Source organism: Pantoea sp. M_9 (assembly GCF_008631385.1).
In the GTDB taxonomy this organism is placed as follows: Bacteria; Pseudomonadota; Gammaproteobacteria; order Enterobacterales; family Enterobacteriaceae; genus Pantoea; species Pantoea eucrina.
The window spans coordinates 109,366-130,450 of sequence record NZ_VWUF01000004.1; the positions used below are offsets into that span (position 1 = coordinate 109,366).

At 59.0% G+C, this 21,085-nt stretch carries 20 protein-coding genes; 10 read left to right on the top strand and 10 right to left on the bottom strand.

All coding sequences use genetic code 11. From position 1 onward, the window contains the following. Window positions 1-14: 14 nt before the first annotated feature. The 4 genes from F3I15_RS09190 (at window position 15) to F3I15_RS09205 (ending at window position 3,153) form a co-directional block, all read left to right on the top strand. A complete protein-coding gene (locus tag F3I15_RS09190; protein WP_150017587.1) occupies window positions 15-788 on the top strand; it encodes an SDR family oxidoreductase in 774 nt (257 codons plus the stop codon). A gap of 79 nt (window positions 789-867) precedes the next feature. Then, window positions 868-1,722 (top strand): co-chaperone YbbN, encoded by an 855-nt coding sequence (locus tag F3I15_RS09195; RefSeq protein WP_150017589.1) that lies wholly within the window; start codon window positions 868-870, stop codon window positions 1,720-1,722. Window positions 1,723-1,780: 58 nt separating this feature from the next. Then, on the top strand, window positions 1,781-2,695 hold the full coding sequence (locus F3I15_RS09200) for an SPFH domain-containing protein (RefSeq protein ID WP_150017591.1): 915 nt from the start codon (window positions 1,781-1,783) through the stop codon (window positions 2,693-2,695). Next, window positions 2,695-3,153, top strand: a complete 459-nt coding sequence (locus F3I15_RS09205) for an NfeD family protein (protein WP_150017593.1) — start codon at window positions 2,695-2,697, stop codon at window positions 3,151-3,153. Before F3I15_RS09200 ends, F3I15_RS09205 begins: the two co-directional genes overlap by 1 nt. On the opposite strand, the gene cueR is transcribed toward F3I15_RS09205, so the two are convergent. Beyond that, window positions 3,129-3,545 (bottom strand): Cu(I)-responsive transcriptional regulator, encoded by a 417-nt coding sequence (gene cueR, locus F3I15_RS09210; RefSeq protein WP_150017594.1) that lies wholly within the window; start codon window positions 3,543-3,545, stop codon window positions 3,129-3,131. The two genes, F3I15_RS09205 and cueR, sit on opposite strands and share 25 nt — an antisense overlap. A gap of 94 nt (window positions 3,546-3,639) precedes the next feature. On the opposite strand from cueR, the gene copA reads away from it, so the two are divergent. The 3 genes from copA to ybaK all read left to right on the top strand — a co-directional run bounded on the left by copA (window position 3,640) and on the right by ybaK (window position 7,715). After that, window positions 3,640-6,147: a copper-exporting P-type ATPase CopA gene (copA, locus tag F3I15_RS09215; RefSeq protein WP_150017596.1), complete on the top strand. Its 2,508-nt coding sequence runs from the start codon at window positions 3,640-3,642 to the stop codon at window positions 6,145-6,147. Between the two features lie 71 nt (window positions 6,148-6,218). Further along, window positions 6,219-7,028: a TraB/GumN family protein gene (locus F3I15_RS09220; RefSeq protein WP_150017597.1), complete on the top strand. Its 810-nt coding sequence runs from the start codon at window positions 6,219-6,221 to the stop codon at window positions 7,026-7,028. 207 nt (window positions 7,029-7,235) lie between these two features. Next, entirely contained in the window at window positions 7,236-7,715 is a 480-nt protein-coding gene (gene ybaK, locus F3I15_RS09225) for a Cys-tRNA(Pro)/Cys-tRNA(Cys) deacylase YbaK (protein WP_150017599.1), read from the top strand. On the opposite strand, the gene F3I15_RS09230 is transcribed toward ybaK, so the two are convergent. Beyond that, a complete protein-coding gene (locus F3I15_RS09230; protein WP_039383034.1) occupies window positions 7,712-8,584 on the bottom strand; it encodes a LysR family transcriptional regulator in 873 nt (290 codons plus the stop codon). The two genes, ybaK and F3I15_RS09230, sit on opposite strands and share 4 nt — an antisense overlap. A gap of 90 nt (window positions 8,585-8,674) precedes the next feature. Here F3I15_RS09230 and F3I15_RS09235 point away from each other — a divergent pair, with 90 nt between their 5' ends. Continuing rightward, the gene (locus F3I15_RS09235; protein ID WP_150017601.1) at window positions 8,675-9,106 is read left to right on the top strand and encodes a multidrug/biocide efflux PACE transporter; all 432 of its coding nucleotides are present in this window, start codon (window positions 8,675-8,677) and stop codon (window positions 9,104-9,106) included. A 45-nt stretch (window positions 9,107-9,151) separates the two neighbouring features. Here F3I15_RS09235 and ushA read toward each other — a convergent pair whose 3' ends face one another. Then, window positions 9,152-10,900, bottom strand: a complete 1,749-nt coding sequence (ushA, locus tag F3I15_RS09240) for a bifunctional UDP-sugar hydrolase/5'-nucleotidase UshA (RefSeq protein WP_150017755.1) — start codon at window positions 10,898-10,900, stop codon at window positions 9,152-9,154. A gap of 354 nt (window positions 10,901-11,254) precedes the next feature. Here ushA and ybaL point away from each other — a divergent pair, with 354 nt between their 5' ends. Beyond that, the gene (gene ybaL / locus F3I15_RS09245) at window positions 11,255-12,943 is read left to right on the top strand and encodes a YbaL family putative K(+) efflux transporter (RefSeq protein WP_039383029.1); all 1,689 of its coding nucleotides are present in this window, start codon (window positions 11,255-11,257) and stop codon (window positions 12,941-12,943) included. 53 nt (window positions 12,944-12,996) lie between these two features. On the opposite strand, the gene F3I15_RS09250 is transcribed toward ybaL, so the two are convergent. The 4 genes from F3I15_RS09250 to F3I15_RS09265 form a co-directional block, all read right to left on the bottom strand. Then, a complete protein-coding gene (locus F3I15_RS09250) occupies window positions 12,997-14,298 on the bottom strand; it encodes an inosine/guanosine kinase (protein ID WP_039383027.1) in 1,302 nt (433 codons plus the stop codon). A 61-nt stretch (window positions 14,299-14,359) separates the two neighbouring features. Then, window positions 14,360-15,319: a ferrochelatase gene (gene hemH / locus F3I15_RS09255; RefSeq protein WP_150017603.1), complete on the bottom strand. Its 960-nt coding sequence runs from the start codon at window positions 15,317-15,319 to the stop codon at window positions 14,360-14,362. A gap of 114 nt (window positions 15,320-15,433) precedes the next feature. Next, window positions 15,434-16,078, bottom strand: a complete 645-nt coding sequence (gene adk / locus F3I15_RS09260; RefSeq protein ID WP_150017605.1) for an adenylate kinase — start codon at window positions 16,076-16,078, stop codon at window positions 15,434-15,436. 151 nt (window positions 16,079-16,229) lie between these two features. Continuing rightward, window positions 16,230-17,051: a DUF6024 family protein gene (locus tag F3I15_RS09265; protein WP_150017607.1), complete on the bottom strand. Its 822-nt coding sequence runs from the start codon at window positions 17,049-17,051 to the stop codon at window positions 16,230-16,232. 185 nt (window positions 17,052-17,236) lie between these two features. Between F3I15_RS09265 and F3I15_RS09270 the strand changes: the two genes are divergently transcribed. Beyond that, window positions 17,237-18,106: a LysR substrate-binding domain-containing protein gene (locus tag F3I15_RS09270; RefSeq protein ID WP_150017609.1), complete on the top strand. Its 870-nt coding sequence runs from the start codon at window positions 17,237-17,239 to the stop codon at window positions 18,104-18,106. Between the two features lie 59 nt (window positions 18,107-18,165). Here F3I15_RS09270 and htpG read toward each other — a convergent pair whose 3' ends face one another. The 3 genes from htpG to F3I15_RS09285 all read right to left on the bottom strand — a co-directional run bounded on the left by htpG (window position 18,166) and on the right by F3I15_RS09285 (window position 21,075). Further along, complete coding sequence (gene htpG / locus F3I15_RS09275) at window positions 18,166-20,040, bottom strand: molecular chaperone HtpG (RefSeq protein WP_150017611.1); 1,875 nt, start codon at window positions 20,038-20,040, stop codon at window positions 18,166-18,168. A gap of 100 nt (window positions 20,041-20,140) precedes the next feature. Continuing rightward, window positions 20,141-20,746 (bottom strand): recombination mediator RecR, encoded by a 606-nt coding sequence (recR, locus tag F3I15_RS09280; protein ID WP_039383019.1) that lies wholly within the window; start codon window positions 20,744-20,746, stop codon window positions 20,141-20,143. Next, entirely contained in the window at window positions 20,746-21,075 is a 330-nt protein-coding gene (locus tag F3I15_RS09285; protein ID WP_031377860.1) for a YbaB/EbfC family nucleoid-associated protein, read from the bottom strand. Before F3I15_RS09285 ends, recR begins: the two co-directional genes overlap by 1 nt. Between the last annotated feature and the right edge of the window lie 10 nt (window positions 21,076-21,085).

Consider the following 21,085-nt stretch of genomic DNA (forward strand, 5'->3'; position numbering starts at 1 on the left):
TGACAGGTAAAGAAATGCAAAAATCGGTTTTAATCACCGGCTGCTCCAGCGGTATCGGGCTGGCAGCCGCCAGCGATTTGCAGGCGCGCGGCTATCACGTGCTTGCCGCCTGCCGCCGCGCCGAGGATGTCGCGCGGATGACCGCTCTGGGATATACCGGCATCCCGCTCGACCTTGATGATGCCGAAAGTGTGGATGCCGCGGCAGAACAGGTGCTGGCGCTCACCGGACATTGCCTGCACGGGCTATTTAATAACGGCGGATTTGGTCAGTATGGGCCGCTGAGCAGCGTCAGCCGCCAGCAGCTTGAAAAGCAGTTCTCTACCAACCTCTTTGGCACTCATCAGCTGACGATGCGGCTGCTGCCGGCGCTGCAGAACAGCGGTGACGGCCGCATTATCAACACCAGCTCGGTGCTGGGACTGATCTCCACCCCGGGGCGTGGCGCCTATGCCGCCAGCAAGTGGGCGCTGGAGGCGTGGAGCGATGCGCTGCGTATGGAAGTGCGCGCCAGCGGCGTGCGCGTCAGCCTGATAGAGCCGGGGCCGATTGCCACGCGCTTCACCGATAACGTGCAGCAGGGTGAGCAGGAGAAGCCGGTGCAGAATCCCGGCATCGCGGCGCGTTTTACCCTGCCGCCGGAGGCGATTTTACCCAAACTGCGCCATGCGCTGGAGAGCCGTCACCCGCGGCTGCGCTATCCGGTTACGCTGGTGGCCTGGGGCATGAGTTTTCTGAAACGACTGCTGCCGGGCTGGATGCTGGATCGCATTTTGCGCAGCAACTGAGCGGTAACATCAGCCAGCGCTTGAAGCGGGACACTTTATCCCCATATTCTCTTTACACTTTCTGCCAGGAGCGTTTTTCATGTCACACGCTTTGATCACCGACATCAATGAGTCCAATTTGCAGCAGACGCTGGAGCAATCCATGCAGCTGCCGGTTCTGTTCTATTTCTGGTCTGAACGCAGCCAGCACTGCCTGCAGCTTACCCCGGTGCTGGAGCGTCTGGCACAGGAGTATGCCGGCCAGTTCCTGCTGGCAAAACTCGATTGCGACAACGAGCCCGCGGTGGCATCACAGTTCGGTCTGCGCTCGCTGCCCACGGTTTATCTGTTTCAGAACGGACAGCCGGTAGATGGTTTCCAGGGCCCGCAGCCGGAAGAGGCGATCCGCGCGCTGCTGGAAAAAGTTCTGCCGCGCGAAGAGGAGCTGAAAGCGCAGCAGGCCATGGAGCTGATGCAGCAGAACAAGCCGCTGGAGGCGCTGCCGCTGCTGAAAGATGCCTGGCAGCTGAGCAATAAAAACAGTGAGATTGGCTTTCTGCTGGCAGAAGTGCTGATCGCCCTGAACCGCAGTGATGAAGCGGAAGCGGTGCTGGATGTGGTGCCGCTGCAGGATCAGGATACACGCTATCAGAGCCTGGTCTCACAGATCGACCTGCTGAAGCAGGCGGCGGATACGCCTGAGATCCAGCTGCTGCAGGAGCAGCTGAACGCCGAGCCGCAGAACGCGCCCCTGGCTGCTAAACTTGCGTTACAGCTGCATCAGGTTGGGCGTAATGAAGAGGCGCTGGAGCTGCTGCTGGGCTTTCTGAAAAGCGATCTCGCCGCCGGTGACGGTGAAGTGCGCAAAATGTTCCAGGAGATCCTGGCCGCGCTTGGCACCGGCGACGCCCTCGCCTCGCGCTATCGCCGCCAGCTCTATTCGCTGCTCTACTGACGGATACGCAGACGGGCCGAAGCGACTCGGCCCGGTAATCTGACAGCCAGGAGGTTATATGCTGACCGCTATTCCTGTTCTCATCGTGCTGATGCTGGTGATTGTATGGGCCGGAATCAAGATTGTTCCGCAGGGCTATCAGTGGACGGTAGAGCGCTTCGGACGCTACACCCGTACGCTCTCGCCGGGACTTAATCTGGTGGTGCCGTTTATGGATCGCGTGGGTCGCCGCATCAATATGATGGAGCAGGTGCTCGATATCCCCTCTCAGGAGATCATCTCCAAAGACAACGCCAACGTCACCATTGATGCCGTCTGCTTTATCCAGGTTGTCGACCCGGCGCGTGCCGCCTATGAGGTCAGCAATCTGGAGCTGGCGATAATCAACCTCACGATGACTAACATTCGCACGGTCCTTGGCGGCATGGAGCTGGATGAGATGCTGTCGCAGCGTGACAACATCAACACCCGCCTGCTGCATATCGTTGATGAAGCGACAAACCCCTGGGGCGTCAAAATTACCCGTATTGAGATCCGCGATGTGCGGCCACCGCAGGAGCTGATCGCTGCCATGAATGCGCAGATGAAAGCTGAGCGTACCAAACGCGCCGATATTCTGGCTGCTGAAGGCGTGCGTCAGGCCGCCATACTGCGCGCTGAAGGCGACAAGCAGTCACAGATTCTGAAAGCGGAAGGCGAGCGCACCTCCGCTTTTTTACAGGCCGAGGCGCGTGAGCGGCAGGCAGAGGCGGAAGCGAACGCCACGCGCATGGTGTCTGAGGCGATCGCCGCCGGTGACATCCAGGCCATTAACTACTTTGTTGCGCAGAAATATACTGATGCGCTGCAGAAAATTGGCGAAGCCGGTAACAGTAAAGTGGTGATGATGCCGCTCGATGCCAGCAGCCTGATCGGCTCGGTAGCGGGCATCAGTGAGCTGCTGAAAGAGCGTCATCCGGAGCGGAGACCGTAATGCTGATGGAGCTGATTGCCCATCCGCACTGGTTCTGGCTGACGCTGGGCGGGCTGCTGCTGGCAGCCGAAATGCTGGGCACCAGCGGCTATCTGCTCTGGTGCGGTATGGCGGCGCTGCTGGTTGGCCTGGCCGAGTGGCTGTGGCCCTTCTCGTGGGCTGGTCAGGGGCTGATGTTTGCCGCGCTAACGCTGCTGAGCGCACTGGGCTGGTATGGCTGGATGCGCCATCAGGCTGCAACGCAGCAACCCAACACGCTAAACCAGCGCGGTAAAGAGCTGATAGGCCGGCAGCTGACGCTGGAGACGCCGCTTAAAAGCGGTATCGGTCATGTACAGATTGGTGACAGCAGCTGGCGCGTACAGGCAACAGACGATCTGCCCGCGGGCACGCGGGTGACGGTCACGGCGGTTGAAGGGATCACGCTGCTGATTCAGCCGCGCTTACCGCCGGAGTGACCGCAGCAGCCCGCCAGCTGATTTATTATCGGGCACTCGGCGCCCTCGTCGCCGGGACACGCCTCTGCCAGTGAGAGCAGGCGCGCCCGCATGGCGTGCAGCTCCTCAATATGCGCTGCAATCTCTTCAGCTTTCTGCAGCGTGCGCGCTTTGACATCTGCGCTGTGCCGCGCAGGATCGTTGAACAGCGCCACCAGCTCGCGGCACTCATCCAGCGTAAAGCCAACCTGGCGCGCCTGGCGCAACAGATGCAGCTCTTCCAGATGGCGTTCGTCATAGTGCCGGTAGCCATTTCCGCTACGCAGCGGCGGCGTCACGATCCCCTTCTCTTCATAAAAGCGGATCGCTTTACTGGTCAGCCCGGTTTTTCTGGCAACGTCGCTGATATTCATGCCGGCTCCTTGACCTTCCCCCGAATGGAAGGTTTACGCTTATAACTACTGTAACCGGTGCAGCCGGTCAACTCTGTTCACTAAGGAGACTATCATGTCAGACAGACAAACGCTGGCGCTGGAGGGGCTTTCCTGCGGCCACTGTGTCAAACGGGTTAAAGAGGCGCTGGAACAGCGCAGCGACGTGGAGCAGGCGGAGGTCACGCAGCAGGAGGCACGCGTGACCGGGACGGCCAGCGCCAGCGATCTAATCGCAACCGTAGAGCAGGCTGGCTACCACGCCACGCTGCAGCCTGAGGCAACATCCCCAAAGTCTGACCCGTTGACAGCTCAGGAGCCGCCGCCGGAGGCGCTGACAACGGCCTCTCAGCCGGCAGAAGCGGCGCTGCCGGTACAGCATCTGCTGATTGATGGCATGAGCTGCGCCAGCTGCGTCAGCCGGGTAGAGAACGCGCTGCGCGCGGTATCCGGCGTCACGGAAGCACGCGTTAACCTCGGTGAACGCAGCGCGCTGGTGCTGGGTGAGGTTAACGCACCGGCGCTGATTGCCGCCGTAGACAAGGCAGGCTACAGCGCTGAAGTGATTGAAGATGAACAGCGCCGGCGCGAGCGTCAGCAGGCGAACGCGCGGCAGGCGATGCGCCGCTTCAGCTGGCAGTCGGCGCTGGCGCTGGGGTTTGGCGTGCCGATGATGTTCTGGGGCATGGCGGGCGATCACATGATGCTGACGCCGGCGAATCAGACGCTGTGGCGTACGTTGGGCGTTGTCACGCTGCTGGTCATGATCATTGCCGGCGGCCACTTTTACCGCAGCGCCTGGCGCAGCCTGCGATTAGCCACAGCCACCATGGATACGCTGGTGGCGCTCGGCACCGGCGCTGCCTGGCTCTATTCGATGAGCGTGGCGCTGTGGCCGGAATTTTTTCCGCTGCAGGCACGCCATCTCTACTTTGAAGCCAGCGTCATGATAATCGGCCTGATTAACCTCGGGCACGCGCTGGAGCAGCGTGCCCGTCAGCGCGCCTCGCGCGCGCTGGAGCGGCTGCTGGATCTGACGCCGGCTCAGGCGTGCGTGGTCACCGAACAGGGTGAGCAGCAACTGCCGCTGAGCGCCGTCACCGCCGGTATGACTCTGAAGCTGGTCACCGGCGATCGGGTGCCGGTGGACGGCGACGTGACGCAGGGCGAGGCCTGGTGCGATGAAGCGATGCTGACCGGCGAAGCCGTGCCGCAGGAAAAAGCGCCTGGCAGCAAAGTCTATGCCGGCACGGTGGTGCAGGATGGCACGCTGCGCTTTATCGCCAGCGCTACCGGCAGCCACACCACGCTGGCGCGTATTATTAATCTGGTGCGTCAGGCGCAAAGCAGCAAGCCGGAGATTGGCCGCCTCGCCGATCGCATCTCTGCCGTCTTTGTACCGGTTGTGGTAGCGATTGCGCTGCTGAGCGGCCTCACCTGGTATCTGATCGGGCCACAGCCGCAGCTCGCCTATGCGCTGGTGATCATCACTACCGTCCTGATTATCGCCTGTCCCTGTGCGCTGGGACTGGCCACACCGATGTCGATCATCGCCGGCACCGGCCGTGCGGCAGAGCTGGGTATCCTGGTGCGCGATGCCGACGCGCTGCAGCACGCCAGCGAAACTGACACGCTGGTGTTTGATAAAACCGGTACGCTGACGCAGGGATCGCCGCAGATCGGCGAGATCTGCTGCTATGCTGACCAGGATCAACAGCAAATCCTGCAGGCCGCAGCAGAGCTGGAGCAGGGATCCACGCATCCGCTCGCCAGCGCAATCCTCGCTGCCGCGCCGCAGCCGCCGGCAGCAGAGATCGCTCACTTTCGCACGCTGCGTGGCAGGGGCGTAAGCGCACAGGTGGCAGGTCAGACCCTGCTGCTGGGCAACACGGCCCTGCTTGATGAGCAGCAGATTAATTATGACGCCGCGCGGGCGGATATCGAACGCATCGCGGCAAGCGGTGCTACGCCAGTGCTGCTGGCCAACGCGCACCAGCTGCTGGGCCTGATTGCGCTGCGCGATAATCTGCGGCCGGAGAGTAAAGCGGCGCTGCAGCGACTGCATCAGGCTGGCTACCGGCTGGTGATGCTGACGGGCGATCATCAGGTCACTGCCCGCGCTATCGCTGCTGAAGCGGGAATTGATGAAGTGATCGCCGGCGTGCTGCCAGAGGGTAAAGCAGAAGCCATAAGCCGCCTGCAGCAGCAGGGGCGCCGGGTGATGATGATAGGAGATGGCATTAACGATGCGCCGGCGTTAGCGCAGGCGGATACCGGTATTGCGATGGGCAGCGGCAGCGATGTCGCGGTCGAAACGGCGCCGCTGACGCTGATGCGTAACAACCTGCATGGGGTAGCGGATGCTCTGGCGATTTCGCAGGCCACGCTGCGCAATATGCGCCAGAATCTGCTGGGCGCATTTGTGTATAACAGCCTGGGTATTCCGATTGCGGCGGGCGTGCTCTATCCCTTTACCGGCCTGCTGCTGAGCCCGATTGTCGCGGGAGCAGCGATGGCCCTCTCTTCCATCACCGTCGTCAGCAATGCAAACCGCCTGCTGCGTTTCACTCCGCCCGACCGGTAATAACAGCCAGTGCGCTGTTTTTAACCGAAATAAATCGTTAGCATAACGGTTTAACCGTAACAGGAGCGGACATGAACAGCCCTATCTGGCAACGTCTCTGGCAGCGGATCGCCGCGCTTTTTCCGTCTGCCTACCGCTGGCCGGCAATGGATATGCGTCTGGGCGACCGGCTGCTGCATCTGACCGGCAGTATTCATATGGGCACACGCAACATGCAGCCTCTGCCAGCCGGCCTGCTGCGTCAGCTGCAGAAAGCGGATGCGCTGATTGTTGAAGCGGACATCACGCGCGGCGGCTCTCCTTTTGCGGATACCGCAGATTTGCCGCCGCTGCACACCCGGCTGGAGAGCGCCACGCTGACGCGGCTGCAGGCGCTCTGTCAGGATCTGGGGCTGGAGAGTGACCTCTTTGATACCCTGCCCTGCTGGCAGATAGCGCTGATGCTGCAGGCGCACCAGGCGCAGCGGCTCGGACTGCGTCCGGAGTATGGTATCGATTATCAGCTGCTGCAGGCCGCAAAGGCAGCGGGCAAGCCGATCATTGAGCTGGAGGGGCCGGAGACGCAAATCGCGCTGCTGAAATCCCTGCCGCAGGAGGGTCGGGCGCTGCTGGTGGATACGCTTGAGCACTGGCATACCAATGCGCGGCTGCTGCAGACGATGATCAGCTGGTGGCTTGAAGCGCCGCCCGCGCAGCAGCCGGTGGCGCTGCCCGCGACCTTTGGCAGCGAGCTGAGCGATACGCTGATGCGTAACCGTAACCAGCAATGGCGCGAACAGCTGCTGGCACTGCCATCGGGTCGCTATCTGGTGGCCGTCGGCGCGCTGCACCTCTATGGCGATGATAATCTGCCCGGCCTGCTAAAACAGAAGCAGCCGTAACGCGTCGCCTGCGCTGCTCAGGAGTGGCCGAAGGATAAGACAAAAAAAGAAGGCCGATATCACTATCGACCTGTCAAAGAGGAATTTGTTTATGATTTTGGTTATCGCCAGGGTGAGTGGCGCGGGACAATTCTCGCGCAAAGTTCAGATTTTCGCCACTGATATTAGCGCAATCTTTGAGAAGAATTTTTGTCGTAAGGATTAACGATGACCCCTGCAGTCAAACTTCTGGAAAAAAACGGCGTGGCGTTTACGCTGCACCCCTATGAGCATGACAGCCATGAAACGCATTTTGGTGATGAAGCGGTGCGCAAGCTCAACCTTGATGCGTGCCAGGTCTTTAAAACGCTGCTGGTCGCGCTGAACGGCGATGCGAAAGCGCTGGCGGTGGCGGTTACGCCGGTTGCATCCCAGCTCGATCTGAAAAAAGTGGCGAAAGCGCTGGGCGCCAGGCGAGCAGAAATGGCCGATCCGCAGCTGGCGCAGCGCGTCACCGGCTACCTGCTGGGCGGCATCAGTCCGCTGGGTCAGAAAAAGCGCCTGCCAACGGTGATCGATCGGCAGGCCGCAGAGTTTTCCACCATTTTTATCTCCGGCGGTAAACGCGGCCTCGACATTGAGCTGGCTGCAGAAGATCTGGCGCGACTGCTGAATGCCACACTGGCCGACGTGGCACGCTGCGATTAATCGGGCTGCTGCGCGCAAAGCTGATCGATCATCCAGCGCCCGGCCGGGCCGGGCGGATTGCGTCGCGACCAGACCACATCTACCGCAATATGCTGCGGCCAGCCGGGCACGCACAGCTCTTTCAGGACCTGATGACCAAACTGATCCACCAGCCAGCGCGGCAATACGCTCCAGCCAAACCCCTGCTCCGCCATCTCCAGCAGCAGCAGATACGTCGGCGCTGACCAGGTTCGTCCGGCAGCCGGCAGCGGTCCGCGCGTCTGTACCCAGGTGTTCAGCCGCAGCTGCCGCAGCTCGCTGAGCTGCGCCTCACTCACCTGAGCCAGCTGCGACAGCGCGTGATCCTGATGCAGAAAAATCGCCATCTGCGCCTCCACCTGCAGCCGGGCTACCGCCAGATCGGGCGGCAGCGCAGGCTGAGTGCGGACCACGCCCAGATGCACCCGCCCCGCCTGCAGCAGATCCAGTACATCCTCATCCTCTGCAATCATGCATTCAAAATCGATATCAGGGTAGCGGGCATCAAACCGCGTCAGCAGATGTTCATGGTGATCGGCCTGCCAGAAATCGGAAATAGCCAGACTCAGGCGCGGCTCAACGCCCTGCGACAGGCGCAGCGCCAGTTCATCCAGCCGCTGACTGGCGGCCAGGATCTGCTGCACCTGAGCCAGTGCGCGTTCACCCTGCGGTGTCAGCACCGGCTGACGGCCGCGACGGTCAAACAGCGCAAAGCCTAAATCGATTTCAAGGTTAGCGATGGCAGCACTGATGGTGGACTGGCTTTTTGCCAGCGCGCGGGCAGCAGCAGAGAAAGAGCCGCTTGCAACGGTCTGGACAAATGCCTCAAGGGATTCCGGAGAGTATTTCATGGTTTACCATCGTTTTTTTCGATAGACACTCATTTTATCTCAGATGCGTGCAGTGCGAAAATGCGCGTTATTACGTAACCGGAGGTATTTATGCGTACCCGTTCGCTGAAAGAACGCATTCTGCACGCCGTGGGCTTTGAGGGCCTGGCTATTGTGACTATCGCGCCGCTGGCAGCATGGATTATGGACAAGCCGCTGTTCCAGATGGGCACGCTGGCGATTGCCCTTTCTACCGTCGCGATGCTGTGGAACATGATCTATAACACCCTGTTCGATCGCATCTGGCCGCCGCATCAGAAGCGCGGGCTGGGGCTACGTGCTCTGCACGCGCTCTGTTTTGAAGGGGGATTTATCCTGATTGGCCTGCCGATCGCCGCCGGTATGTTGCATATTTCGCTGCTTAACGCCTTTTTATTAGAGGTAGGATTCTTTCTGTTTTTCCTGCCCTACACCATGGTTTACAACTGGGTATGGGATAAGCTGCGCCTGCGCTGGTTTGCGCAGGCATCCTGCCGCGCCTGATGCCGGGCGCGCTGCCTCCGGCCGGAAGCAGCGCGCCGGCAACGTTTAATCCTGCGCCGCGCGCGGCCAGATCCACGCCAGGAACATTCGTGGATAGCTGCGCTTACGCTGCTTTTCCAGCGCTTTGTCGCGTTCGCGTACCTGCTCGTCGGTCAGGTGCACAACGGCTGGCGGCACAAAATCAGCGATTTTTAGCGGCGAATGCTGGGTAATATAGTCGCGCAGCACATCAGCATCGCGCAAACCGCTGTTGCGGTAGCCCGCATGCGCCGTCAGCAGCGGATAGCCGTCGCCGCCGCTGGCGTTAAAGCTGTTAGTGGCAAGGCGATAGGTTTTTGCCTTCTCCAGCGGCTTACCGTTGATTTTGACATCACTCACTGAGGTGCCGTCGGCCACCAGGCTGATGCCGGCCAGCTGCGCAAAACCGCCGGAGTTAGTTTTGATATTGGCGATGCGGGCAAGATATGCCTGCAGTTCCTCTCCGCTCAGCGTAACCGATACCACCTGATTGCCAAACGGCTGCACCTGCAGCAGATCGCGCAGGCGCAGCTCGCCTGCCGGAAGCGACGTGCGGATGCCGCCGCCGCTGATTACCGCCACATCCGCTTTGGTCGCGGCCATCTGCGCACGCAGGATCAGCTGCGCCAGATTGGTCTGCTCAAAGCGGACTTTATTGCGCTCGCCCACAAACAGCCCGTCACTGCGGCCAACGGCGACATCCAGCTGTTTACCGGCGCGCAGCTGGAAAGGGGTCAGCAGCTTCATCATTGCGGTATTGGGTACAATTGGCTCCTGATAAGGCAGCCAGGTTTCGCTGCCATCCTGGTTCGTGACTTTATGCTTCAGGTTAACCGGGATAAGCTGATAATTTTCCAGCGTCAGCTCACCGTTGCGAAAGGTAAAGTCGCCGCGCCCCACATATTTGCCCCACTCTTTAGCCTGCATGATCCAGACGCCATTCTGCCGATCGGGCTGGCAGGGCTGGCCTGGCTGATAATCGGGCACGCTGCGGTTAGCCTGCGCCATACAGACGGCATCGTGCGAGTGGCCGCCCACGATAACACTCAGGGTGCCGGGCGGCAGGCTGCGCGCCAGCTCAACGTCGCCCGGTGCATTACTGCCGTGCTGACCGTCGTCATAATGCCCCATATGCGTCAGCGCAATGATCACATCAGGCTTTTCCGTGGCGCGCAGCTCCGCTACCGCTTTTAGCGTCTCTTTTACCGGATCGCGGATCTCAAGCTCTGCGACATTTTCCGGGTTGGTAATACGCAGCGTATCCGTCGTGGTCAGCCCGATAACCGCTATTTTCAGGCCCATACGGTTAAATATGGCCCAGGGCGAAAACAGCCGCCGATCGCTGCCTTTTTGATAGATATTTGCCGCGAGAAAGGGAAAACGCGCCCACTTTTGCTGCTGTTCCAGCACGCTCAGAGGCTTGTCAAATTCGTGGTTTCCCAGCGCCATAGCGTCATAACCCACCAGATTCATGCCGCGAATGTCAGGCTCTGCGTTCAGCACATCTGACTCCGGCACGCCGGTATTGATATCCCCGGCGGAAAGGATGAGGGCACCTCCTCCGCGCGCCTGGACATCATAACGCTGCTGGTCCATCAGGCTCTTTTGTGCTGCCAGCCCATACTCACCCTGCGCGTTACTCCAGAAATGGCCATGATGATCGTTGGTATGCAGGATGCTGAAGCGATAGCTGCGATCGGTTTGCCACGCCTGTGCCAGCATCGGCACCAGCAAAACCAGCAGCGCCAGCCAGCGCTTTTTCGGGGTAAGTAACAACACAACGCTCTCCTTGTTCGTTTTTTTCCACTGCATCGTGGACCTGACAGATTTCTGCCCTCTGTGTCGCACAGTTCCCTGCTTAACTCAAGTTGAAAGGCAATATTCGCTGCTATTTTCATCTGCTCTCTCCAGCTTCGCCCGCCGGGGGATGCTGCGTTTTTTAACGCTGCCGTAATGCATTATCACTATCTGCACGCCAGGATAACTGCTGAAAATAGCGCTTCGGCAGGTTTTTTATCGCATTTTTTCAGTTTATTCAGCTTTCATCCCGCAAATGTCTAAACGCTGCAGCAGGATTTGCATTACACTTGGTTGTTACAAGCGGACACATTTGCACACAAGGAGACAGGCATGCATCACACCACACCGTTGATCACCACTATTGTCGGGGGCCTGGTCCTCGCGTTTCTCCTTGGCATGCTGGCTAATCGCCTGCGCATCTCTCCGCTGGTGGGCTATCTGGTCGCCGGCGTGGTCGCGGGCCCTTTTACGCCGGGCTTTGTGGCGGATACGAATCTGGCACCTGAACTGGCAGAGCTGGGTGTCATTCTGCTGATGTTTGGCGTCGGACTGCACTTCTCACTAAAAGATCTGATGGCGGTAAAGTCGATCGCCATTCCCGGCGCCGTAGCGCAAATTGCGGTGGCGACGCTGCTGGGAATGGGGCTCTCCTGGACCATGGGCTGGTCATGGATGACTGGCCTGGTGTTTGGCCTGTGCCTCTCTACGGCCAGTACCGTAGTGCTGCTGCGGGCGCTGGAGGAGCGACAGCTGATTGACAGCCAGCGCGGCCAGATTGCGATCGGCTGGCTGATTGTGGAAGACCTGGTGATGGTGCTGACGCTGGTGCTGCTGCCTGCCATCGCCGGCATGCTGGAGCAGGGCAACGCCAGCCCGACCCTGCTGGCATGGGATCTGCTGCTGACCATCGGTAAAGTGGCCGCCTTTATGGTGCTGATGATGGTGGTAGGCCGCCGCGTTATCCCGTGGATCCTGGCAAAAAGCGCGGCTACCGGCTCGCGTGAACTCTTTACCCTGTCGGTGCTGGCGCTGGCGCTCGGTATCGCTTTTGGTGCCGTAGAGTTCTTTGATGTCTCCTTTGCCCTTGGCGCCTTCTTCGCCGGCATGGTGCTGAACGAATCTGAGCTGAGCCACCGCGCGGCGCGCGACACGCTGCCGCTGCGCGACGCCTTTGCCGTATTGTTCTTTGTATCGGTCGGCATGCTGTTCAACCCGATGATCCTGATTGAACAGCCGCTGGCGGTACTGGGCGCGCTCGCCATCGTGGTGCTGGGTAAATCAATCGCCGCTTGGGCGCTGGTCACTCTGCTGGGACACTCACGCCGTACCGCCCTGACCATTTCGGTCAGTCTGGCGCAGATTGGTGAGTTTGCTTTTATTCTCGCCGGCCTCGGCATTTCACTCGATCTGCTCAGCGAAGAGGGACGCAACCTGGTGCTGGCGGCGGCTATTCTCTCCATTATGCTGAATCCCATTCTCTTCTCGCTGCTGGAGCGCTATCTGGATAAAACTGAAACCGCTGAAGAGCAGACGCTGGAAGAGGCGATGGCGGAAGAGAAACAGATCCCGGTGGATATCTGTAATCACGCAGTGATTGTGGGTTATGGACGCGTCGGCAGCCTGCTGGGGCAGCAGCTGCTGGAAGCAGATATCCCGCTGGTGGTGGTGGAAAACTCCCGCCCGCGCGTTGAAGCGCTGCGTGAACAGGGTATCAGAGCGGTGCTGGGCAATGCAGCACGCGCAGAGACCATGGAGCTGGCGCGGCTTGACTGCGCCCGCTGGCTGCTGCTGACCATTCCGAATGGCTATGAAGCGGGTGAAGTGGTGGTGGCCGCACGTGAGAAACGCAAGGATATTGAGATTATCGCCCGTGCGCATTATGACGACGAAGTCGCCTATATCATGGATCGCGGCGCTAATCAGGTCGTGATGGGCGAGCGTGAAATTGCCAGCAGCATGCTCAATGTGCTGAAAAAGGAGATCGCCGTTGAGCCGATCTCCCGCGAATGCCCGATTTGATCGTGGAACGCTGACTGCAGGGGCGCACTGATGCGCCCCTTTTTACTGCGCCCTTATCTGTCCCAGTAGGACTCTTCCAGGCTATCTTCCCGCTCCGGCAGGCCGCGCGTCAGGCGCGGTGAATGCTGATTCAGCACCTGATAACTCACGCGGTTAGCATATTTGCACACCTGCGCCAGCGAGGAGTAGGTCAGATATTCACGCGCATGTTTGCTGGAGTTGGGGACTTTGAGGCGATGGAAGTTGTTCGCTGTGATATCGTGCAGCAGCGCTGCCAGCGCCCCGTCCCCCGCCCCGTTGGTATTCATGATCTTTTCCGGTCCGCCCATGTAAGGTGCGATATGCGAGAAGATGCGCAGCGGCTGCTGGCAATCCTGCTGGCGCATCGCCCGGCTGAACTCATACTGGTTGAATTCCGCAATCGCGCCCGGCAGCAGCGGGTGATTTGTTTTGCGCTTAAATTCATCTTCGGTAAAGCCCGCCATGTAGAGCCCGGTCGGACCGGCGGTGCAGAGCACCAGATCGACCCACTCCAGCGCCATATCGGCTGCCAGCAGCGGATCCTGTTCACCGGTCAGCGCAAACGCTTCTTCTTCGTTCATCGCGACAATAGAGACGTGATCGCGCAGGAAATCGCGCCAGAACTGCGGATTATCCTGAATGACATATTTTGTACCCAGCGTTAACACCACTGGCACATTATGCTTTTTCGCATACGCAATGGCGCGCAGCGTGGCGTCCGGCATCGGTTCACCAGGCTGGCAGCGTACCAGATAGGAGGTCAGCACCAGCGCTGACGCCCCGGCAATCACCTCTTCCGGGATACTCTCCGCCTGCAGCCGGTTCATCAGCCCCGGACTGATCGCGAAGGTCCGTTCACCGTGCTCGCCAATCAGGGTAAAGCAGCGGCCAATCGCGCCGTCCACGCCCTGCAGGAAGTTCAGATCCATACGGCTGGAGGTGTTGCAGAGATAGCGATAGGCGTAGCCGCCAATCTGGATGTTATTGCACATGACGCCCAGCAGCACGGAACGATCGTCAGCCAGCACCGAGTAGTTGTGCAACGTGTTGCCAATGGTGCCGCCGGCAAACTGGTGGCTGATCAGCTGCTCGCGCATCAGCTCGTTATAGAGCGCTTCCGCCGTCGCGTCGTCAATCACCAGCGAATGCCCGGCGCTCAGGCCGTAGCGCTGCAGGAACGCATCATCAACTTTGGCTTCGATATCCACCAGCGTCTGGTCGATACCCACCACCCAGCTGCCCTCCTCCTGCTCCTGCTGAATAGCCTGCAGCAGCGGATCGCGCGCGTTGACGGGAAAATAGTGTTTGGATTTACGTTTGCCGGGAAATTTCATGAAAAGCAGTCATCAGGGAAAATCAGGCAGAGAAGCATATCATACTCTCTGCCTGATGCGCTTAGCGGCGCGCGTTGACCAGCTGTACCATCATCTCAATGTGCTCGTCATCGGCGTTAAGCGCGGGAATATATTCAAATTTCTCGCCGCCTGCATGCAGGAAAATTTCGCAGTTTTCACCGCTGATCTCCTCCAGCGTTTCAAGACAGTCCGCCGCAAAGCCGGGGCTCATGACCTGCACGTGCTTAATGCCTTTGGCCGGCAGACTTTTCATGGTCTCATCGGTGTAGGGCATCAGCCACGGCTCACGCCCGAAGCGCGACTGGAAAGTCATCATGATTTTTTCAGGGGCAATGTTCAGCGCCGCCGCCAGCGCGGCGGTGGTATCTTTACAGCGCTGCGGATAATCATCACCTTCATTGGCGAAACGCTGCGGGATGCCGTGGTAAGAGAGTACCAGCAGATCCGGCTCGCCGTGGCGGGCAAACGAACGCTTTACGGAGGCTTTCAGCGCGGCAATATAGGCCGGATGCTCAGCATAGTCGCGAATAAAGGAGACCTGCGGCAGCGAGCGCAGCGGTTTAAAGCTGCTGGCCAGGCCATCCCACACGGCGGCAACGGTAGAACAGGAGAACTGCGGATAGAGCGGCAGCACAATCAGGTGCGTGACGCCCTGATCCAGCAGGCGATGTACCGCTCCGTCCAGGCTCGGCTGGCCATAGCTCATGCCCAGCTCGACCGGCATGTCCACGCGCTGCGCCAGCGCGGCACGCTGCCGCTTGCTGAATACCATCAGCGGCGATCCCTCGTCCATCCAGACGGAGGCGTAGAGTTTCGACACGCGCGGCGAGCGAAACGGCAGAATAATAAAATTAAGAATGGGCCACCATAGCCAGCGCGGCGTATCAACCACGCGCGGATCGCCGAGGAACTGCTTCAGATAGCGTTTCACCGCCGGGGTGGTAGGTGCTTCAGGTGTGCCTAAGTTAACCAGCAGAACACCGGGCTTATCTTGCCTCATTGTATTTCCTTGATGTCGCAACGAAGAGTGGTGAATCGGGGGAAATTGTAGCGGAAATCACGGGCGGGAAAAGCAATTGCTGTAAAAGGGCCAGGCGTCCGGCCCTTTTGGTACTTAACCGAGGATACGGCGCAGTTCTTCACTGACGTCAGCCACCGGACGGGTGCCGTCAATTTTGTGATAGGCGGTGTTACCCGCTTCCGCTTCTTTGCTGTAATAAGCGATCAGGGGCGCTGTCAGATCATGATACTCAACCAGACGCTTACGCACGGTCTCTTCCTGATCGTCTTTGCGCGTGGTCAGCTCTTCACCGGTCACATCATCTTTACCTTCCACTTTTGGTGGCTTGTTTTTGATGTGATACACGCGGCCAGAAGGCGCATGTACGCGGCGGCCCACAATGCGATCGACGATCAGCTCGTCCGGCACGGCAAATTCCAGCACATAATCGACTTTGATGCCCGCTTCTTTCATCGCGTCAGCCTGCGGGATGGTGCGTGGGAAGCCATCGAGCAGGAAGCCGTTTTTGCAGTCTTCCTGCGCGATACGCTCTTTAACCAGCGCAATCACCAGTTCATCAGTCACCAGTTTACCGGCATCCATGATGGCTTTCGCCTGCTGGCCCAGTTCAGTGCCTGCTTTTACTGCGGCGCGCAGCATGTCACCGGTAGAGATCTGCGGAATACCGTAGTTCTCCATAATATACTGAGCCTGAGTGCCTTTACCTGCGCCCGGTGCCCCGAGCAGAATAATACGCATTGCGTAATTCCCCTTGCGAATCGCATTGATCAATCTATGAAGGCCAAGAACATACCATTATGACCCGCCAGCCACAAGGCAACGGGCACGCTATCACTGGCCCGCCTACTGTGACCTGCTTTGGGATGAAGCGCCAGATGAGGGATTGATTTTAGGAATTCAGGCTACGCAGCAGCAACGCTTTCAGCTGCTTTTTCAGCGTCGCGGTGACATTTGTATGTTTGCTGCCGCTGCCGCGCAGGCTGGCCGGGATCAGCAAACGCCCGGGCAGCCGCCGGATCTCCGGCGGCAGGGTAACATTATACAGCGCCGGCGGCAGATCGATCAGGGCAAACGGCAAACCGGGCTGCTGCAGTGAGGCGACCGGTAGCGGCGTTTCGAGCGCAAACCGATCAACCATGGCGATATTAAACGGCTTCCACTCAGCGCTCTCCATCATCGTTAGCGCCTGCTGCGGCGCGCTTCCCAGCGCCAGCCCCTGCTCAATAAGCCGCAGTTTGCTGCGCACCAGGGTGCTGAATTTTGTCGTGCGCAGCGCAATCAGTACCAGATCGTCGCTCAGCGCTGCGTGGCGGTTCAGGTGCGCGACAAACAGATGAGAGCCGGCAATCAGCGTTTTGTGCAGCGCGCTGGCAAACGACCCGGAAGCGTCGATCACGCCCTGACTCTGGCAGGCGTCGAGCGCTCGCACCCGCCCCTCCGCCAGATCCACATGCTCTATCAGGGCGATATTTCCCGCCATCATCGGGACGGCGGGCAGCACGCTCAGCTCGCTGACCGGATGGTGCGAGGCGTAGCGCGTCTGATTGCGCGCCTGCTCCTGGCGTAAAAAAAGCTGAGAGAGCACCACCCGCGCAATATGCAGCGTGGGCGCAAAGAAGAGATCGTAATTTTCCAGCCGGTAGTAGCGGGATAGCTGGCTGCGCAGCCTATCGCATATCGCCGCCCTGGCAGAGGCGTATTGTGAGGCCATCGCGTAACGTTTCCCTGTATTGACTGCGAAGTGGTGCTTTCCGGCAGATAAAACGCGTGGCTGATACATAGCCAGCCCGCCTCGTCAACCTGCCAGAATCTGGAGCAAAGGTTAGGGCAATGCGGCTGGACATTAAAATGATATAAACTGACAATCCCTGTTAGGTTTTTACACAAGGGACGAGTATGACCGCGCTTCCGTCACTTCGGGCGCTGCGCTATTTTCATCAGGCAGCGCTGCACAGCAGTTTCAGTACGGCAGCGGAAACCCTGCATGTCACCCACAGTGCCGTCAGCCATCAGGTGCGCCAGCTGGAGAGCTGGATGGGCAAGCCACTGTTTGTACGCACTAACGGACGCGTCAAACTCACCTCGCATGGCGAACGCCTGCTGGTCAGCTGTCAGAAAGCGTTCAGCGAACTTGCCACCAGCTGCGAAAGCATACGTACCGGTATGCGGCATCATCTCTCTGTTTCCTGTGCGCCCAGCTTTCTCTCTCAGTGGCTGATCCCGCGTATCAGCAGTTTCTATCAGCGCTACCCGGATATTGACGTGCAGTTTCAGTCACTGGTTGAGATCGACCAGCTGCGCAGCGAACACACCGATGTGCTGATCCTGAGCTATGAGCAGCAGCCCGATGATGATATTGAAGCCACGCTTATCAGCGATGACGCGATTGGGCCGCTCTGCGCGCCCCACTACGCCGAACGCCTGCAGAGCGCGCGCGATCTGCACACGCTGCCGCTGCTGCATGCGGATACCCGGCTGCACGCCTGGGCAGAGTGGGCAAAAAACAGCGGGGTACGCGGTGATTTCTGGCGAGGCAAACACTTTGATAATCTGATGCTGGCTATTCAGGCCGCCAGAAGCGGTCTGGGGATCATTATGGCACCGCGACTGCTGGTGCAGCAGGAGCTGGAAGCGGGCGCGCTGATTGCGCCGCTGGGCTTTGTGCGCATCGATCGCGCGACCTGGATGATGGCCAAACGCTCGCGCGAGCAGAATACAGAGATCCGTCTGTTTCGCACATGGCTTAGCGAGCAGGCGCAGTGCTGACGCCATAAGAAAGGGCGCCATCGATGGCGCCCTTTTTATTCGCTTCGCGCTGCGCGGCGTTATGCCGTCAGCAGCTGGTTCATGCGGCGGATAAACTGGTTAGGATCGTCCAGCGTACCGCGCTCAGCCAGCAGCGCCTGATCCAGCAGCAGCTCAACCCACTCGGCAAAGCGCGCTTCATCCTGGGTCTCCGCTACGCGTTTCACCAGGCCATGCTCCGGATTGATCTCAAAGATATATTTCACTTCCGGAACATCCTGACCGGCGGCGGCAAACAGTTTCGCCATCTGGGTGGTCATTTCGTTAGCGTCAGTGGTGACGATGGCAGGCGTATCGGTCAGACGATGCGTCAGTCGCACCTCTTTTACGCGCTCGCCCAGCAGCGTTTTCACGCGCTCAACAAACGGCTCCAGCGCTTTTTCCGCTTCTTTCTGCTCTTCGGTCTCTTCATCCGCCAGCTTGCTCAGCGACTCATCGGCTTTGCTTACTGACTGGAACGTTTTACCGTCGAACTCGGTGAGATAGCTCATCATCCACTCATCGATGCGATCGGAGAGCAGCAGTACCTCAATGCCTTTTTTGCGGAACAGCTCCAGATGCGGGCTGCTTTTCGCCGCGGCGTAGCTGTCCGCCGTGATGTAGTAGATCTTCTCCTGCCCTTCAACCATGCGGCTCAGGTAGTCATCCAGCGATACGCTCTGCTCGCTGCCTTCGCTCTGCGTGGTGGCAAAACGCAGCAGTTTAGCAATCGCCTGCTGATTGGCGCTATCTTCCGCCGGACCCTCTTTCAGTACCAGACCAAACTCTTTCCAGAACTGCTGATACTTCTCTGCATCATCTTTTGCCAGTTTTTCCAGCATCTGCAGGCTGCGCTTGGTCAGCGCGGCGCGCAGGCTCTGGGTTACACGGCTATCCTGCAGAATTTCACGTGAGACGTTGAGCGGCAGATCGTTAGAGTCAATCAGGCCGCGCACAAAGCGCAGGTAGTTCGGCATGAACTGCTCAGCGTCATCCATGATAAACACGCGCTGTACATAAAGCTTGAGGCCATGCTTGCTGTCGCGGTTCCACATATCGAACGGAGCACGCTGCGGGATGTAGAGCAGGCTGGTGTACTCCTGCTTGCCTTCCACGCGATTATGGCTCCAGATAGCCGGATCGCTGAAGTCATGCGCAATGTGCTTGTAGAACTCGTTGTACTCGTCGTCGCTGATCTCCGCTTTGTTACGCGTCCACAGCGCCTGAGCTTTGTTGACCTTCTCCCAGGTTACGGTGTCGTTCTCTTCATCTTTGGTTTCGATCTCTACCGGCAGTGCGATGTGATCGGAATATTTGCTGATGACGTTACGCACGCGCCAGGCGTCGAGGAAATCATCTTCACCGGCGCGGAAATGCAGCGTGATCTCGGTACCGCGATCGGCTTTTTCAATTTCTGCCAGGGTATATTCGCCCTCGCCTTCTGACTCCCAGAACACGCCCTCACTGGCCTGTGCGCCGGCAGCGCGGGTGCGCACGGTCACTTTGTCAGCAACGATAAAGGCGGAGTAGAAACCCACACCAAACTGGCCAATCAGCTGGCTGTCTTTCGCCTGGTCAGAGCCCATAGACTCCAGAAACGCTTTGGTGCCTGATTTAGCGATAGTGCCGAGGTTTTCAATCACCTCATCGCGACGCATACCGATACCGTTGTCGCTCAGCGTCAGCGTCCGTTTCTCCTTGTCGACCGAGATACGTACGCGCAGGTCGCCGTCGCCTTCATAGAGATCCGGCGTCGAAAGCGCGCGGAAGCGCAGCTTATCAGCGGCATCAGAGGCGTTGGAGATCAGTTCACGCAGGAAAATCTCTTTGTTTGAATAGAGGGAATGGATCATCAGGTGCAGAAGTTGTTTTACCTCTGACTGGAAGCCACGCGTCTCTTGTCCTTTCATGGTCATTGCTACCTCAACAGAATCGGGGTTGATCGAACGTTGAGGAAGAGATGGGGATGGCGGGAAAATTTTCAAGCCGGTTTCAGTGAATGAAACCGGCGAGTGCTTAGAATTTAATCTTATGACGCCCGGCAAGAGAGTGCGACAGCGTGGTGCCATCAACCATCTCCAGCTCGCCACCTACCGGCACACCGTGCGCGATACGGCTGGCGTCAACGCCATACTGACCGCACAGCTCAGCGATATAGTTGGCGGTCGCTTCACCCTCTACCGTGGGGTTGGTCGCCAGGATTACCTCCTGCAGCGTCTCATGTTCCAGACGCTGCTCCAGGCGATCGAGCCCGATATCCTGCGGACCAATCCCATCCAGCGGCGACAGATGTCCCATCAGCACAAAGTAGCGCCCGCCAAACTGGCCGGTCTGCTCAATGGCGTGAATATCTGCCGGGCTTTCCACCACGCAAATCTGCCCGTTCTGCTGCCGACGGGCGTTAGCGCAGATGGTGCAGATCTCCTGTTCGGTGAAGGTACGGCAATCGGCACAGTGGCCGATTTCCGACATCGCGCGCGTCAGCGCCTGAGCCAGACGCATGCCACCGCTGCGATCGCGTTGCAACAGGTGAAACGCCATGCGCTGCGCTGACTTCGGGCCTACACCCGGCAGACAGCGCAGTGACTCCATTAAGGTTTCAAGCAGTGGACTGGTCTGCATCAGAACGGCATCTTGAAGCCGGGCGGCAGCTGCATACCGGAAGAGACAGAAGCCATCTTCTCTTTCTGCGTCTCATCGATGCGACGCGCCGCATCGTTAAAGGCTGCAGCAATCAGATCTTCCAGCATATCTTTGTCATCTTCCAGCAGGCTGGGATCGACTTCCACGCGACGGCAGTTGTGCGCGCCGTTGATGGTGACTTTAACCAGACCCGCACCCGATTCGCCCGTAACTTCCAGCGCGGCGATCTCTTCCTGGACCTTGGCCATTTTATCCTGCATCTGCTGGGCCTGTTTCATCAGGTTGCCCAATCCGCCTTTACCAAACATAGTTTTCTCT

Bases quoted from the DNA above. Each gene is read 5' to 3' on its own strand.
- F3I15_RS09190 (WP_150017587.1), top strand. From the start codon at position 15: ATGCAAAAATCGGTTTTAATCACCGGCTGCTCCAGCGGTATCGGGCTG.
- F3I15_RS09195 (WP_150017589.1), top strand. From the start codon at position 868: ATGTCACACGCTTTGATCACCGACATCAATGAGTCCAATTTGCAGCAG.
- F3I15_RS09200 (WP_150017591.1), top strand. From the start codon at position 1,781: ATGCTGACCGCTATTCCTGTTCTCATCGTGCTGATGCTGGTGATTGTA.
- F3I15_RS09205 (WP_150017593.1), top strand. From the start codon at position 2,695: ATGCTGATGGAGCTGATTGCCCATCCGCACTGGTTCTGGCTGACGCTG.
- cueR (WP_150017594.1), bottom strand. From the start codon at position 3,545: ATGAATATCAGCGACGTTGCCAGAAAAACCGGGCTGACCAGTAAAGCG.
- copA (WP_150017596.1), top strand. From the start codon at position 3,640: ATGTCAGACAGACAAACGCTGGCGCTGGAGGGGCTTTCCTGCGGCCAC.
- F3I15_RS09220 (WP_150017597.1), top strand. From the start codon at position 6,219: ATGAACAGCCCTATCTGGCAACGTCTCTGGCAGCGGATCGCCGCGCTT.
- ybaK (WP_150017599.1), top strand. From the start codon at position 7,236: ATGACCCCTGCAGTCAAACTTCTGGAAAAAAACGGCGTGGCGTTTACG.
- F3I15_RS09230 (WP_039383034.1), bottom strand. From the start codon at position 8,584: ATGAAATACTCTCCGGAATCCCTTGAGGCATTTGTCCAGACCGTTGCA.
- F3I15_RS09235 (WP_150017601.1), top strand. From the start codon at position 8,675: ATGCGTACCCGTTCGCTGAAAGAACGCATTCTGCACGCCGTGGGCTTT.
- ybaL (WP_039383029.1), top strand. From the start codon at position 11,255: ATGCATCACACCACACCGTTGATCACCACTATTGTCGGGGGCCTGGTC.
- F3I15_RS09250 (WP_039383027.1), bottom strand. From the start codon at position 14,298: ATGAAATTTCCCGGCAAACGTAAATCCAAACACTATTTTCCCGTCAAC.
- hemH (WP_150017603.1), bottom strand. From the start codon at position 15,319: ATGAGGCAAGATAAGCCCGGTGTTCTGCTGGTTAACTTAGGCACACCT.
- adk (WP_150017605.1), bottom strand. From the start codon at position 16,078: ATGCGTATTATTCTGCTCGGGGCACCGGGCGCAGGTAAAGGCACTCAG.
- F3I15_RS09265 (WP_150017607.1), bottom strand. From the start codon at position 17,051: ATGGCCTCACAATACGCCTCTGCCAGGGCGGCGATATGCGATAGGCTG.
- F3I15_RS09270 (WP_150017609.1), top strand. From the start codon at position 17,237: ATGACCGCGCTTCCGTCACTTCGGGCGCTGCGCTATTTTCATCAGGCA.
- htpG (WP_150017611.1), bottom strand. From the start codon at position 20,040: ATGACCATGAAAGGACAAGAGACGCGTGGCTTCCAGTCAGAGGTAAAA.
- recR (WP_039383019.1), bottom strand. From the start codon at position 20,746: ATGCAGACCAGTCCACTGCTTGAAACCTTAATGGAGTCACTGCGCTGT.
- F3I15_RS09285 (WP_031377860.1), bottom strand. From the start codon at position 21,075: ATGTTTGGTAAAGGCGGATTGGGCAACCTGATGAAACAGGCCCAGCAG.